General features: G+C 65.4%; 14 protein-coding genes. 9 read left to right on the top strand and 5 right to left on the bottom strand.

Features of this window, described 5'->3' with window-relative positions; all coding sequences use genetic code 11:
* Nucleotides 1-25: 25 nt before the first annotated feature.
* The 9 genes from I6F09_RS34235 (at nucleotide 26) to I6F09_RS34195 (ending at nucleotide 8,542) form a co-directional block, all read left to right on the top strand.
* Nucleotides 26-1,321 carry a glutamate-5-semialdehyde dehydrogenase gene (locus I6F09_RS34235; RefSeq protein WP_225148668.1) on the top strand — a complete coding sequence of 432 codons (1,296 nt, stop codon included), beginning with the start codon at nucleotides 26-28 and terminating at the stop codon, nucleotides 1,319-1,321.
* A 19-nt stretch (nucleotides 1,322-1,340) separates the two neighbouring features.
* Entirely contained in the window at nucleotides 1,341-1,985 is a 645-nt protein-coding gene (locus I6F09_RS34230) for a nicotinate-nucleotide adenylyltransferase (protein ID WP_036024650.1), read from the top strand.
* 209 nt (nucleotides 1,986-2,194) lie between these two features.
* On the top strand, nucleotides 2,195-2,551 hold the full coding sequence (gene rsfS, locus I6F09_RS34225) for a ribosome silencing factor (protein WP_024338888.1): 357 nt from the start codon (nucleotides 2,195-2,197) through the stop codon (nucleotides 2,549-2,551).
* A 92-nt stretch (nucleotides 2,552-2,643) separates the two neighbouring features.
* A complete protein-coding gene (gene rlmH / locus I6F09_RS34220) occupies nucleotides 2,644-3,126 on the top strand; it encodes a 23S rRNA (pseudouridine(1915)-N(3))-methyltransferase RlmH (RefSeq protein ID WP_109145535.1) in 483 nt (160 codons plus the stop codon).
* A gap of 32 nt (nucleotides 3,127-3,158) precedes the next feature.
* Nucleotides 3,159-4,538 carry a peptidoglycan DD-metalloendopeptidase family protein gene (locus I6F09_RS34215; protein ID WP_225152573.1) on the top strand — a complete coding sequence of 460 codons (1,380 nt, stop codon included), beginning with the start codon at nucleotides 3,159-3,161 and terminating at the stop codon, nucleotides 4,536-4,538.
* Nucleotides 4,535-5,896, top strand: coding sequence for a S41 family peptidase (locus I6F09_RS34210; RefSeq protein ID WP_036008736.1), 1,362 nt, complete (start codon nucleotides 4,535-4,537; stop codon nucleotides 5,894-5,896). The genes I6F09_RS34215 and I6F09_RS34210 overlap by 4 nt, the downstream gene beginning before the upstream one ends.
* A gap of 145 nt (nucleotides 5,897-6,041) precedes the next feature.
* A complete protein-coding gene (locus I6F09_RS34205; RefSeq protein ID WP_109141814.1) occupies nucleotides 6,042-7,262 on the top strand; it encodes a divergent polysaccharide deacetylase family protein in 1,221 nt (406 codons plus the stop codon).
* A 75-nt stretch (nucleotides 7,263-7,337) separates the two neighbouring features.
* Complete coding sequence (locus tag I6F09_RS34200; RefSeq protein WP_036024645.1) at nucleotides 7,338-7,844, top strand: RNA pyrophosphohydrolase; 507 nt, start codon at nucleotides 7,338-7,340, stop codon at nucleotides 7,842-7,844.
* A 197-nt stretch (nucleotides 7,845-8,041) separates the two neighbouring features.
* On the top strand, nucleotides 8,042-8,542 hold the full coding sequence (locus I6F09_RS34195; protein WP_036024643.1) for an RNA pyrophosphohydrolase: 501 nt from the start codon (nucleotides 8,042-8,044) through the stop codon (nucleotides 8,540-8,542).
* A gap of 169 nt (nucleotides 8,543-8,711) precedes the next feature.
* Here I6F09_RS34195 and I6F09_RS34190 read toward each other — a convergent pair whose 3' ends face one another.
* The 5 genes from I6F09_RS34190 to I6F09_RS34170 form a co-directional block, all read right to left on the bottom strand.
* Complete coding sequence (locus I6F09_RS34190) at nucleotides 8,712-9,119, bottom strand: F0F1 ATP synthase subunit epsilon (RefSeq protein WP_036008748.1); 408 nt, start codon at nucleotides 9,117-9,119, stop codon at nucleotides 8,712-8,714.
* A gap of 88 nt (nucleotides 9,120-9,207) precedes the next feature.
* The gene (atpD, locus tag I6F09_RS34185) at nucleotides 9,208-10,650 is read right to left on the bottom strand and encodes a F0F1 ATP synthase subunit beta (protein ID WP_036008750.1); all 1,443 of its coding nucleotides are present in this window, start codon (nucleotides 10,648-10,650) and stop codon (nucleotides 9,208-9,210) included.
* 34 nt (nucleotides 10,651-10,684) lie between these two features.
* A complete protein-coding gene (locus tag I6F09_RS34180) occupies nucleotides 10,685-11,557 on the bottom strand; it encodes a F0F1 ATP synthase subunit gamma (protein WP_225114554.1) in 873 nt (290 codons plus the stop codon).
* Nucleotides 11,558-11,727: 170 nt separating this feature from the next.
* Nucleotides 11,728-13,257, bottom strand: a complete 1,530-nt coding sequence (gene atpA / locus I6F09_RS34175) for a F0F1 ATP synthase subunit alpha (protein WP_036008755.1) — start codon at nucleotides 13,255-13,257, stop codon at nucleotides 11,728-11,730.
* Nucleotides 13,257-13,817, bottom strand: a complete 561-nt coding sequence (locus tag I6F09_RS34170; protein ID WP_057026555.1) for a F0F1 ATP synthase subunit delta — start codon at nucleotides 13,815-13,817, stop codon at nucleotides 13,257-13,259. Before I6F09_RS34170 ends, atpA begins: the two co-directional genes overlap by 1 nt.
* Nucleotides 13,818-13,850 lie beyond the last annotated feature (33 nt).

Here is a 13,850-nt window from a genome sequence, read left to right as displayed (position 1 = left end):
CGTCTTAGCAGAAGGTTTTGACCCCATGGCCGCCCCCCTCAAAGCCGTTGACGGCAATGCCGATCTTCAGGCGCTGATGTCCGATCTCGGAACCCGTGCCCGCGCTGCCGCGCGCGTGCTGGCGCTGGCGCCGCCGGAGCAGAAGAACCGCGCGCTGGAAGCCATGGAGCGGGCAATCCGCGCCAACTCGGCCGCGATCCTCGCCGCCAATGCGGAGGACGTCGCGGAGGCCCGTGCCGCCGGCAATGCCACCTCCTCCTTCATCGATCGCCTGACGCTGACGCCGGCGCGCATCGAGGGCATGGCCGAAGGCATCGGCATTGTGCGCGGCATCGCCGATCCCATCGGCGTCGTCACCGAGCGCTGGCAGCGGCCGAACGGCATGTCCATCGAGCGCGTGCGCGTGCCGCTCGGCGTCGTCGGCGTGATTTTTGAGAGCCGGCCCAATGTCGCGGCCGATGCCGGCGTGCTGTGCCTGAAGTCGGGCAATGCCGTGATCCTGCGCGGCGGCTCCGACAGTTTCCGCTCGTGCCGCGCCATCCATGAGTGCCTGGTGCAGGGCCTGCGCGAAGCCGGCCTGCCGGAAGCTGCGATCACGCTGGTGCCGACGCGCGACCGCGCAGCGGTGGGCATGATGCTGTCGGGCCTCAACGGCGCCATCGACGTGATCGTGCCGCGCGGGGGCAAGAGCCTCGTCGCGCGGGTCGAGCAGGAGGCGCGCGTGCCTGTCTTCGCGCATCTCGAAGGCGTCAACCACGTCTATATCGATGGCAGCGCCGACCTCGCCATGGCGAAGTCGATCGTGCTCAATGCCAAGATGCGACGCACCGGCGTCTGCGGCGCGGCCGAGACGCTGCTGGTCGATCGTGCCGCCGCTGGCAAGAACCTGAAGCCGCTGGTGGAGATGCTGCTCGATGCCGGCTGCGAGGTGCGCGGTGACGAGGCCGTGCAGAAGGCCGATGCGCGCGTCAAGCCGGCGAGCGAGGAGGATTGGGACACCGAATATCTCGACGCGATCATCGCGGCGAAGGTGGTGGACGGCGTCGACGGCGCGATCGCGCACATCCAGGACCACGGCTCGCATCACACCGATGCAATCGTGAGCGCGGATGAGGCTGCGGCGAGCAAGTTCCTGAGCGAGGTCGATTCCGCGATCGTGCTCCACAACGCCTCGACGCAGTTTGCCGATGGCGGCGAGTTCGGGTTCGGCGCCGAGATCGGCATTGCCACCGGCCGCTTCCACGCCCGCGGCCCGGTCGGCGCCGAGCAATTGACGAGCTTCAAATATCGCGTCCGCGGCACCGGACAGACCCGGCCGTAGACGTCGCGGGGCGCGGGCATTGAGCAACAATCTCGTCGTGCCGCGCTTCGTGGCGCAAGCGGTTCCGCCCTCGACGCCGGGCATGCGCATCGGCCTGCTCGGCGGCTCGTTCAACCCGCCGCATCAGGCGCACCGCGCGATCAGCCGCTTCGCGCTGAAGCGATTGCAGCTCGATCGCGTCTGGTGGCTGGTAACGCCGGGCAATCCGCTCAAGGAGAACGGCACGCTGCACGAGCTCGGCGAGCGCATGCAGGCCGCGCGCGAGGTCGCCGATGATCCGCGCATCGAGGTGAGCTGTCTCGAATCCGTCATTCGCACCCGCTATACTATCGACACGATCAACACCTTGCGCCGCCGCTTTCCTGGCTTGCGCTTCGTCTGGATCATGGGCGCCGACAATCTCGCTCAATTCCATCGTTGGCAGGACTGGCGGCGCATCGCCGCCCAGGTGCCGATGGCCGTGATCGATCGCCCCCCGCAGAGTTTTCGCGCGCTCGGCTCGCCCGCGGCCCAGGCGTTATCGCGCTACCGTCTGCCCGAGAACAAGGCCGTCCAGCTTGCGGATCGGCCAGCACCGGCCTGGGTGTTCCTGACCGGATTGAAGCTGAATCTCTCCTCGACCGGCCTACGGAACCCGGACGGGAGCTGGAAAGGTACGAAGTGAGACGAAGTGTGCCGACCTGGTGGGGATTTCGGTCTCTCTGGCATATTGAAACCCTTAACCCCACATGATGTAGTGTAACCAGTGGGCGCCCGGATTCGGCGTTCGCGATACAGTGAAAGGAATGGTCCCTGACCGCATCTGTATTGTCCAAGTCTGTTTTACCCAAGGTTGCCAAGCCTACGCGTAAAACATCGACCAAAGCTGCGGCCTTGAAGGCGCAACCCGACGCCGACAAGACGCTGAGCCTGATCCTCTCCCGCCTCGAGGACATGAAGGCGGAAGAGACGGTCACCATCGACCTTCGCGGCAAATCGGCGTACTCCGACTACATGATCGTCACCACCGGCCGGGTGAACCGGCACGTCGGCGCGATCGCGGAAAACGTCACCAAGAGCCTCAAGGAAAACGGCATCAAGAACATCCATGTCGAGGGCTTGCCCAATTGCGACTGGGTGCTGATCGATTCCGGCGACGTGATCGTGCACGTGTTCCGACCCGAGGTCCGCGAGTTCTACAACCTCGAGAGGTTGTACACGCAGGGCCCAGGGGCGGCGAAGGCGATCTAGGCTCAACTGGCCGATTTCGAATCGGCTGACGCGCATGCTAGCGTCGTGCGCGCGCCTGTTGCGCGCGGTCTCGTCAACGCGACTCAAGAATCATGCGTGTTGCTGTCATTGCGGTGGGCCGGCTGAAGCAGGGCCCCGAACGGGAGCTTGCAGACCGCTATTTCGAGCGGTTCGAGGAGGCTGGCCGCAAGCTTGGATTCCGCGAGCTCGACATCCACGAAATTCCCGAAAGCCGCGCGCGCGACGCCGCGACACGGATGGCCGAAGAGGCCGCGGCGATCTCGGCGCATATTCCTGATAAGGCGATCCTGGTGGCGCTGGACGAGCGCGGCCAGAATCTCGAGTCCACCGTATTCGCACGGCATCTGGCGCGCTGGCGCGACGAGGGCGCCGGACATACTATCTTCGTGATCGGAGGGGCGGACGGACTTTCGCCCGAATTGCGCCGTAAGGCCAAGCTCGCGATCGCGTTCGGCTCTGCGACTTGGCCGCACCAAATGATCCGCGTCATGCTTCTGGAACAGCTGTATCGGGCCGCCACCATCCTGGCCGGCCATCCCTATCACCGCGCGTGATGCGCGCCACAACGAGCACCTTTGCCGACACGATGCGAGCGCCGCTCCTCAACCTGCTGCTGATCACCGGCCTTGCCGGCGCAAGCCTCTTCGCCGAAGAAAGCCTCGCGCAAGCCCAGACGCAAGGTCAGACAGTTGCGCCGTCGCCGCAGACTGCCGCCGTCTCGCCCGATGCGATCAAGCAGCGCGAGCAGGAGCTGGAGGCCGCGCGCGCGAGGCAACGAAGCGCGGAAGAAGCGCAGGCCAAGCTGAAGGCCGAGATCACTGCGCTCGGCCAGGACCGCACCCAGCTCAATCAGCAGCTGATCGACACCGCCGCCAATGTGCGCGCCGTGGAAACCAAGATCGACGAGGCCGAGGCGCGGCTGCGAACGCTGAACGGCCGCGAGCAGCAGATGCGCGCTTCGCTGGATTCGCGCCGTGCCGACATCGTCGAGGTGCTGGCGGCCTTGCAGCGCGCCGGCCGGCGCACGCCGCCGGCGCTGCTGGTGCGGCCCGAAGATGCGCTGCAATCCTTGCGCACCGCGATGCTGCTTGGCGCCGTCGTGCCGGAATTGCGCGGCCGCGCCGAGAAGATCGCAAGCGAGCTCGGCGAGCTCGTGGCCTTGCGCAAGACCATAGCCACCGAGCGCGATCAGCTCGCCTCCGACCGCGACAAGGTCAGGAGCGACCAGACCCGGCTCACCGCCCTGATCGAGGAACGGCAGCGTCAGCAGTCCGCGCGGGAAAAAGACCTCGACGCCGAAAGTGCGCGCGCGATCGCGCTGTCAAGGCAGGTCGGCGATCTCCAGGGGCTGATCGCCAAGATGGAGCAGGATCTGCAAACCGCCGCCAGGGCGGCCGAGAAGGCCGCAGAGGCCGCAAGGCAGGCCGAGGCCAAGGAGGCCAAACTGGCGGCGGCAAACGCGGCCGCCAGCGCCAAACAGGGCCCGGGCGCGTTCAAGGACAAGTCCCGCACCACCCCGGCGATCGCCTTCGCTTCGGCCAAGGGCCTCCTGCCGTTTCCGGTTAACGGTAACAAGATCAGGGACTTTGGCGGTTCCGACGGGGTCGGCGGCGTCCAGAAGGGCATTTCGCTGGCGACCAAGCCCGGCGCCCAGGTCACGACGCCGTGTGATGGCTGGGTTGTGTATGCCGGCCCATTCCGCAGCTATGGACAACTCTTGATCCTAAACGCCGGGGGCGGGTATCATGTCCTGATCGCCGGGATGGAGCGCATTTCGGTCAACATCGGCCAGTTTGTGCTCACGGGGGAGCCGGTCGCGACCATGGGGTCGACCTCTCAGGTCGCTTCCATTCTCGCCACCAATGCGAGTCAACCTGTGCTGTATGTCGAGTTCCGTAAAGACGGCACTCCAATCGATCCAGGCCCATGGTGGGCCGCAAATGAAGGCGAGAAGGTTCGCGGATGATGCGCAAGACTTCAGTAATCCTCCTCAGCGCCGCCACCGGTGCGGCGCTGACGCTGTTCGTGACCCAGCCGCGCGCGGTGTTCATGGGCTCCAGCGCGCGAGCCGCCACCGCGGACACCTATCGCCAGCTCAACCTGTTCGGCGATGTGTTCGAGCGCGTGCGCTCCGACTATGTCGAGAAGCCCGATGACACCAAGCTGATCGAATCCGCCATCAGCGGCATGCTTACCGGCCTCGATCCGCACTCGAGCTACATGGACGCGAAGAGCTTCCGCGACATGCAGGTGCAGACCCGCGGCGAGTTCGGCGGCCTCGGCATCGAGGTCACGATGGAGGACGGCCTGATCAAGGTGGTCTCGCCGATCGACGACACGCCCGCCTCGCGCGCCGGCGTCATGGCCAACGACATCATCACCAATCTCGACGACGAGGCGGTGCAGGGCCTGACCCTGAACCAGGCGGTCGAGAAGATGCGCGGTCCAGTCAACACCAAGATCAAGCTCAAGATCATCCGCAAGGGCCAGGACAATCCGCTCGACGTCACGCTGGTGCGCGACAACATCCGCGTCCGCTCGGTGCGCGCGCGCGTCGAGCAGGATGACATCGGCTATATCCGCATCACCACCTTCAACGAGCAGACCACCGAAGGCCTGAAGCGCGAGATCGGCAACCTCACGAACCAGATCGGCGGCGACAAGCTCAAGGGCTTCATCATCGACCTCCGCAACAATCCGGGCGGCCTGCTCGAGGAAGCGGTCACCGTCTCCGACTCGTTCCTCGAGAAGGGCGAGATCGTCTCGACCCGCGGCCGCAATGCCGAGGAGACCCAGCGCCGCGCCGCGCATACGGGCGACCTGACCAAGGGCAGGCCGGTCATCGTGCTGGTCAATGGCGGCTCGGCCTCGGCGTCGGAAATCGTCGCCGGCGCGCTGCAGGACCACAAGCGCGCGACCATCGTCGGCACGCGCTCGTTCGGCAAGGGCTCGGTGCAGACCATCATTCCGCTCGGCAGCGGCAACGGCGCGCTGCGGCTGACCACCGCGCGCTATTACACGCCGTCGGGCAAGTCGATCCAGGCCAAGGGCATCGTGCCCGATATCGAAGTGCTGCAGGACGTGCCGGACGAGCTGAAGTCGCGCACCGACACCAAGGGCGAGGCTTCGCTGCGCGGCCACCTGAAGAACGACGGCGACGAGAAGACGGGCTCGCAGTCCTACGTCCCGCCGGACGCCAAGGACGACAAGGCGCTCAAGCTCGCCGGCGACCTGCTCCACGGCATCAAGAACAGCGCCTCCGCGGCGCCGACGCCCGGCAACGACAACAAGGCGGCGACCGACAAGGCCAAAGCGGCGAACTAGGTCGGCGTATCACGCGATCCAGCGAAAGGGCGGCTTCCCGAAGCCGCCTTTTTGCTTGGGAACTGCTGCTGCCTCCGGCCTATCCCGGCCTGCCGCCGCTTGACCTCGGCGTGGTATCGTCGGCTGGAGTGATTCGGGATCGCGCATGACTGAAACGGCCGATGATCTGAGCGCCCCGCTCGGACAGGATAAGCCGCGCCGCAAACGGCGGCTGCGGCTGCCGTTCACGTCTATGCAGCTGCTCGCTGTTCTGCTCGGCCTGTTCCTGGTTACCTTTGCCGGCTTCGCCATCTTCAACAAGGACCCGCTCGGCGGTGAGCCGATGAGCCGGATCGCGATCAACCAGCTCAGGCCGGCCGAGAAGGCCACGGACGACAAGTCTGCCATCGGCCAAGGCCAGGAAACCAAGCACGAGACCAAGGAAACGCCGAAGCAGGCCGCGCCCGGCGAGCAGAGGACCATCACCATGATCGATGGCTCCACCGGCGCCCGCCGCGACGTGGTGATCGGCGGGGGCGATGCCGCCGACAAGGGCGAGGCTGCATCCGCCCCGCCGCCCGTCATGACCGGGATCAATCCGAAGCTGCTGGAGAAATCGCGCTACGGCATGATCCCGGTGGTCGCCGACGGGCTGAGGCCGTTCAACGTCTATGCGGCGGACGCCGACCGCGCCAAGGCCGCCAAGATGCCGGTGGTCGCGATCGTGATCGGCGGCCTCGGCGTCGGCGCCGCCAAGACCCTGGACGCCATCATGAAGCTGCCGCCGGCGGTGACGCTGGCCTTCACGCCCTACGGCTCCGACCCCGGCAAGCTCGCCGAGCGGGCGCGGGCGCAGCGCCACGAGATCTTCCTCCAGATCCCGATGGAGCCCTACGACTTCCCCGACAACGATCCGGGGCCGCAGACGCTGCTGACCTCGCTCAGCCCCGACCAGAACATGGACCGCCTGTACTGGCACCTCAGCCGGATGCAGGGCTATGCCGGCCTCACCAATTTCATGGGCGCCCGCTTCATCGCCACGGAGCCGGCGATGCAGCCGATCATCCGCGAGGCGGCCAAGCGCGGGCTCGGCTTCTTCGACGACGGCTCCTCGCCCCGCAGCATCGCGCCCCAGGCCGCGGCGAACCAGGCCGTGCCGTTCGGCAAGGGCGATATCGCCATCGACGCGGTGCCGACGGCGACCGAGATCGACCGCGCCCTCAACAAGCTGGAATCGGCGGCGCGCGAGCGCGGCATCGCCGTCGGCACGGCCTCCGCCCTGCCCGTCTCGATCGAGCGCATCAGCGCCTGGACCAAGACACTGGGCGACCGAGGTATCCTTTTGGTGCCATTGACAACCGCGATGCTGAAATCAAAATCCAGCTAAATCAACGAATTGGTTCGGCGCGGGTCTCGCGGGGCCGGCATGCCTTCCCAAGAAGCAGGCAAGAGGTCTGGCGGAATGGCGCGTTACGAGGATCTGCCCTACCGGACCTGTGTCGGTGTGATGCTAATCAATCCAAAGGGACTGGTGTTCATCGGCCGCCGCGCCGGCGGCATCGAGCATGTCGACGACACCCACGTCTGGCAGATGCCGCAGGGCGGGGTCGATCCCGGCGAGGACACCTGGGAAGCGGCCAAGCGCGAGCTCTACGAGGAGACCAGCGTCCGCTCGGTCGAGCGGCTCGGCGAGGTCCCGGACTGGCTCACTTACGACATTCCGCGCACCGTTGCCGGGCGCGCCTGGAAGGGCCGCTACCGCGGCCAGCGCCAGAAATGGTACGCGGTGCGCTTCACCGGCAAGGACAGCGAGATCAACGTCGAGCATCCCGGCGGCGGCGGCCACAAGGCGGAATTCGTGAGCTGGCGCTGGGAGTCGATGAAGAATCTCCCTGAGTTGATCATCCCGTTCAAGCGCCCAGTCTATGAGCGCGTGGTGCAGGAATTTTCTGCGCTGGCGGAGGGGTGATCAGATCACCTGTCGCGGCTCGCTCGGTCGTCATCCCCGCGAAGGCGGGGATCCATACTCCCAGGCAGAAGCTGTGCGAAGGATAGCAGCCACGGCCTTTCAACCCATTGTGGCCTGTGGTTATGGATTCTCAGGTGCGCAATTGCGCACCAGAGCTCGCGCTTCGCGCGCCCCGGAATGACGAGAGAAGGTTACGCGTGACGACCCACAAACCCTACCGCCCGAACGTCGGCATCGCGCTGTTCAACGCCGACGGCCGCGTGCTGATCGGCCATCGCTTCAAGGGTGACGGACCCGAGATCATCCTGCCGGGGCTCGACTGGCAGATGCCGCAGGGCGGCGTCGACGAGGGCGAGAACCTGCGTGATGCGGCGATGCGCGAGCTGTGGGAGGAGACCAACGTCGTCAGTGCCGACTATCTCGGCGAGACCGACTGGTTCACCTATGAATTCCCGCCTTACGACGGACCGCAGACGCACCGGCTGGCGAAATTTCGCGGCCAGCGCCAGAAATGGTTCGCGCTGCGCTTCACCGGCACGGACGACGAGATCGATCCGCTGACGCCGCGCAACGGCCAGCCCGCCGAGTTCGACGCCTGGCGCTGGGAGCGCCTCGGCCGTGTCGCCGACCTCGTGGTGCCGTTCCGCCGCGAGGTCTACCGCGCGGTGGCACAGGAGTTTGCGCACCTCGCCGACTGAACTCTCGAAAACAACCCCATGCACAGTAGCGAAGTGTCTGGCGCGCCGCGATAAAATAGGCGACAGCGCCAGCGATAGCGCAATAAAGTTCAGCGCCCGCCACGACCGTGACGAGCGCTGAAACTGTTCAGGAATTTGGAGATCGAGCCCCGGAGCGGTGCCCCGGGGCTTAGTGCATAGCCGTGGCGTTGAGCTGATGCTGGATGCTCTTGAAGTGGTCGAGCCGCTCGATGGCCTGATCGAGCTCGGTGCCTTCGTGCTCCTTCAAGTTCTCTTCCATCTCCGCGATCGTCTCGGCGAACTGGACACGGTCGAGCTCGTCCAGCGAGGTCGCGACGTCGGCGAGCACGGTGAGACCCTTTTCGGAGACTTCGGCAAGGCCGCCGAGCACGATGATCTTCTCGTGGCGGCCGCCGGTGGTGACGGTGAGGATGCCGGGCCGGATCGCAGCTACGACCGGCGCATGCCCCGCCAGCACGCCGAAATCACCCTCGGCGCCGGGGATGTCGACCTGATCGACCTCACCCGAGAAGGCGAGCTTTTCCGGAGAGACGAGATCGAAATGGAAGGTGGCCATGGGAAACCTTGCGAATGGTGAGTAGCGAATGGCGAGTGGCGAAGAGAGCAGCGCGTCTATTCGCTACTCCCTATTCGCCATTCGCACCTTAGGCCGCTTCCGCCGCCAGCTTCTTGCCCTTTTCGACAGCCTCTTCGATGGTGCCGACCATGTAGAAGGCAGCTTCCGGCAGGTGGTCGTACTTGCCTTCGACCAGGCCCTTGAAGCCCTTGATGGTGTCGGCGAGATCCACGAACTTGCCCGGCGAACCCGTGAAGATTTCGGCGACGTGGAACGGCTGCGACAGGAAGCGCTCGATCTTGCGGGCGCGGGCCACCGTCAGCTTGTCCTCTTCCGAAAGCTCGTCCATGCCGAGAATGGCGATGATGTCCTGGAGCGACTTGTAGCGCTGCAGCACCTGCTGGACCTGACGGGCGACGGTGTAGTGCTCCTCGCCGACGACCAGCGGCGAGAGCATGCGCGAGGTCGAGTCGAGCGGGTCCACCGCCGGATAGATGCCCTTTTCCGAGATCGCGCGCGACAGCACCGTGGTGGCGTCCAAGTGCGCGAACGAGGTTGCGGGCGCCGGGTCGGTCAAGTCGTCGGCCGGCACGTAGATGGCCTGCACCGAGGTGATCGAGCCCTTTTGCGTGGTGGTGATGCGCTCCTGCAGCGCGCCCATGTCGGTCGCGAGCGTCGGCTGATAACCCACCGCCGAAGGAATACGGCCGAGCAGCGCCGACACTTCCGAACCCGCTTGCGTGAAGCGGAAGATGTTGTCGACGAAGAACAGCACGTCCTGGCCCTGGTCGCGGAAGTGCTCGGCGACGGTCAGACCGGTCAGGCCGACGCGGGCGCGGGCGCCCGGCGGCTCGTTCATCTGACCGAACACCAGCGCGCACTTCGACTTCACGCTCGGATCCGGATTGTGCGGGTCGGCGTTGACCTTGGACTCGATGAACTCGTGATAGAGGTCGTTGCCCTCGCGGGTGCGTTCGCCGACGCCGGCGAACACGGAGTAACCGCCGTGCGCCTTCGCGACGTTGTTGATCAGCTCCTGAATCAGCACGGTCTTGCCGACGCCGGCGCCGCCGAACAGGCCGATCTTGCCGCCCTTCGCATACGGAGCGAGCAGATCGACGACCTTGATGCCGGTGACGAGAATTTCGGCTTCAGTCGATTGGTCGGTGTAGGTCGGCGCTTCCTGGTGGATGGCGCGGGTGCCTTCCGACTTGATCGGGCCGGCCTCGTCGATCGGCTCGCCGATGACGTTCATGATGCGGCCCAACGTACCGTCCCCCACGGGAACCGAGATCGGCTGACCGGTGTCGGTCACTTCCTGGCCGCGCACCAGACCTTCGGTGGCGTCCATCGCGATGGTGCGGACGGTCGACTCGCCGAGATGCTGCGCGACTTCCAGCACCAGGCGGTTGTTGCCGTTCTTGGTTTCGAGCGAGTTGAGAATGGCCGGCAGGTGGCCTTCGAACTGCACGTCGACGACGGCGCCCATGACCTGGGTAACGCGACCGATCTGTGTGGCTGCTGTAGCCATTTACTGTCTCCTTCGATCCGAATTTCGTGTCCGGTCAGACTGCTTCTGCGCCGGAGATGATTTCGATGAGTTCCTTGGTGATCTGAGCCTGACGCGTGCGGTTGTAGACCAGCGTCTGCTTGCGGATCATTTCCCCGGCGTTGCGGGTGGCGTTGTCCATCGCCGACATCTGCGCACCGTAGAACGAGGCGTTGTTCTCGAGCAGGGCGCGGAAGATCTGCACGGCGAGATTGCGCGGCAACAGGCGCGTGAGGATCTCGTCCTCTTCCGGCTCGTATTCGTACGACGTCGTGTTGGCGGCACCGCCCTCCTCGATGACCAGCGGGATGACCTGCTGGGCGGTCGGGATCTGCGCGATCACCGACTTGAATTGCGAGTAGAACAGCGTGCAGACGTCGAACTCGCCGTTGTCGAACCGCGCCAGAACCTTCTTGGCGATCTCCTCGGCGTTGACGAAACCGAGCTGGCGGACGCTGCGCAGGTCCATGTGCTCGACGATCTGCTTGTCGAACTGGCGGCGGAGCTGCTCGTAACCCTTGCGGCCGACGCAGAAGAATTTCACCTCCTTGCCCTGCGCAGCGAGCGCCAGAGCGCGCTCGCGGGCGAGACGCACGATCGAGGAGTTGAAGGCGCCGGACAGGCCGCGCTCGCCGGTGCAGACCAGCAGCAGATGAACCTGGTCCCGGCCGGTGCCGGCCAGCAGCACCGGTGCGCCGGGCGAGCCGACCGCGGCGCTGGCGATGTTGGAGATCACCGCGCTCATCTTGTCGGCATAGGGACGCGCCGCTTCCGCGGCGGTCTGCGCGCGGCGCAGCTTGGAGGCCGCGACCATCTGCATGGCCTTGGTGATCTTTTGCGTCGCCTTGGTGGAGGCGATGCGGACGCGCATGTCTTTAAGTGACGCCATTCTTCGTCCCCAGCGATCAGCCTGCGGCTCGACCGCGACCCTATCCTTTCGTCATGCCCGGGCGTGTCCCGGGCATCCACGTTCTCCGTCTTCCACGCACAAGACGTGGATGGCCGGGACTTCAGTTGCGAAGACGCGCTTCGCGCTTTGGCCCGGCCATGACGGCCTTCTTACGAGAAAGACTTCGCGAAGCCCTCGACCACCGACTTCAGCTTGGCAGCGGTATCGTCGGAGAGATCGCGGCTGTCGCGAATCGCGTTGAGGATGTCGGCGTGCTTGCCGCGCAGCAGCGACAGCAGGCCGTCCTCGAACGCGCGCACCTTGTTGAGCGGGAGCGGATCGAGATAGCCGTTGGTGCCGGCCCAGATCACGCAGACCTGCTCTTCCATCTTCAGCGGCGAGAACTGCGGCTGCTTGAGCAGCTCGGTGAGGCGCGAGCCGCGGTTGAGCAGGCGCTGGGTCGAGGCGTCGAGGTCGGAGCCGAACTGCGCGAACGCCGCCATTTCGCGGTACTGCGCGAGCTCGCCCTTGATCTTGCCGGCGACCTTCTTGGTGGCCTTGGTCTGCGCCGACGAACCGACGCGCGACACCGACAGACCGACGTTCACGGCAGGACGGATGCCCTGGAAGAACAGGTCGGTTTCCAGGAAGATCTGGCCGTCGGTGATCGAGATGACGTTGGTCGGGATGTAAGCCGACACGTCGTTGGCCTGGGTTTCGATGACAGGCAGCGCCGTCAGCGAGCCCGAGCCCATGTCCTTGTTCAGCTTCGCCGCGCGCTCGAGCAGGCGGGAGTGCAGATAGAACACGTCGCCGGGATAGGCTTCGCGGCCCGGCGGGCGGCGCAGCAGCAGCGACATCTGACGGTAGGCGACGGCCTGCTTGGACAGATCGTCATAGATGATGACCGCGTGCATGCCGTTGTCGCGGAAGTACTCGCCCATGGTGCAGCCGGTAAAGGGCGCGATGTACTGCATCGGCGCCGGATCGGAGGCGGTGGCGGCGACGACGATCGAGTATTCGAGCGCGCCCTGCTCTTCCAGCACCTTCACGAACTGGGCGACGGTCGAACGCTTCTGGCCGACCGCGACGTAGACGCAGTACAGCTTGATGTTCTCGTCCGGCTGCGCGTTGAGCGGCTTCTGGTTCAGGATGGTGTCGAGCGCGATCGCGGTCTTACCGGTCTGGCGGTCGCCGATGATCAGCTCGCGCTGGCCGCGGCCGATCGGGATCAGGGCGTCGATGGCCTTGAGGCCGGTTGCCATCGGCTCGTTCACCGATTTGCGCGGAATGATGCCGGGCGCCTTGACGTCGACGCGCATGCGCTTCTCAGCCTGGATCGGGCCCTTGCCGTCGATGGGATTGCCGAGCGCGTCGACGACGCGGCCAAGCAGGCCCTTGCCGACCGGCGCGTCCACGATGGCGCGGGTGCGCTTGACGGTCTGGCCTTCCTTGATCTCGCGGTCGGCACCGAAAATAACGACACCGACGTTGTCGGTTTCGAGGTTCAGCGCCATGCCGCGGGTGCCGTTCTCGAACTCGACCATTTCACCGGCCTGGACGTTGTCCAGACCGTAGACGCGGGCGATACCGTCGCCGACGGACAGCACCTGTCCGACTTCGGAGACTTCAGCTTCCTGGCCGAAATTCTTGATCTGGTCCTTGAGGATCGCGGAAATTTCCGCGGCGCGGATGTCCATCAGCCTGCCTCTTTCATCGCGTGCTTGATCGAATTGAGTTTGGTGCGAAGCGAACCATCCACCATGCGGCTGCCCAGCTTGACGACGAGGCCACCGATAATCGAGGGATCGACTTTCACGTTCAGCGCGACGTCCTTGCCGGTCACCGACTTCAGGGCAACCTTGAGGGCATCGAGATTCTTGTCAGAGAGCGCCTCCGCCACCGTCACGTCGGCCGTCGTCTCGCCCTTGAACCGGGCCACGAGGGCGCGGTAGGCGCGGCTGACGTCGGCCACCGCGAACAGGCGGCGATTGGCGGTCAGCACTTTCAGAAAGTTGGCGGTGATGCCGGCGATGCCCACCTTGTCCAGCACGGCCGAAAGGGCCTTGGACTGGGCATCGGCGGCGAACACCGGGCTGCGGACGAGGCGCTTGAGATCAGCGCTTTCGTTCAGCAAGGCATCGAATTTATCAAGATCGGCTTTGACCTCGTCGACCACGTTCTGGTCGCGGGCCAGCTCGAACAAGGCCGTTGCATAACGGCCGGACACACCTGAAACGGACGTATCTTCTGCAGCCACAGACGCGCTCTTTTTGCTGTCAAACTCGCAAGG

This window comes from Bradyrhizobium sp. IC3195 (assembly GCF_020193585.1).
Classification (GTDB): domain Bacteria; phylum Pseudomonadota; class Alphaproteobacteria; order Rhizobiales; family Xanthobacteraceae; genus Bradyrhizobium; species Bradyrhizobium yuanmingense.
The sequence above is the reverse complement of the archived record's forward strand: the minus strand, read 5'-3'. Positions and strand labels throughout refer to the sequence as shown.

What these genes read in the sequence shown, in the direction of transcription:
- I6F09_RS34235 (WP_225148668.1), top strand. Translation starts at nt 26, where the DNA reads ATGGCCGCCCCCCTCAAAGCCGTTGACGGCAATGCCGATCTTCAGGCG.
- rlmH (WP_109145535.1), top strand. Translation starts at nt 2,644, where the DNA reads ATGCGTGTTGCTGTCATTGCGGTGGGCCGGCTGAAGCAGGGCCCCGAA.
- I6F09_RS34215 (WP_225152573.1), top strand. Translation starts at nt 3,159, where the DNA reads ATGCGAGCGCCGCTCCTCAACCTGCTGCTGATCACCGGCCTTGCCGGC.
- I6F09_RS34210 (WP_036008736.1), top strand. Translation starts at nt 4,535, where the DNA reads ATGATGCGCAAGACTTCAGTAATCCTCCTCAGCGCCGCCACCGGTGCG.
- I6F09_RS34205 (WP_109141814.1), top strand. Translation starts at nt 6,042, where the DNA reads ATGACTGAAACGGCCGATGATCTGAGCGCCCCGCTCGGACAGGATAAG.
- I6F09_RS34200 (WP_036024645.1), top strand. Translation starts at nt 7,338, where the DNA reads ATGGCGCGTTACGAGGATCTGCCCTACCGGACCTGTGTCGGTGTGATG.
- I6F09_RS34190 (WP_036008748.1), bottom strand. Translation starts at nt 9,119, where the DNA reads ATGGCCACCTTCCATTTCGATCTCGTCTCTCCGGAAAAGCTCGCCTTC.
- atpD (WP_036008750.1), bottom strand. Translation starts at nt 10,650, where the DNA reads ATGGCTACAGCAGCCACACAGATCGGTCGCGTTACCCAGGTCATGGGC.
- I6F09_RS34180 (WP_225114554.1), bottom strand. Translation starts at nt 11,557, where the DNA reads ATGGCGTCACTTAAAGACATGCGCGTCCGCATCGCCTCCACCAAGGCG.
- atpA (WP_036008755.1), bottom strand. Translation starts at nt 13,257, where the DNA reads ATGGACATCCGCGCCGCGGAAATTTCCGCGATCCTCAAGGACCAGATC.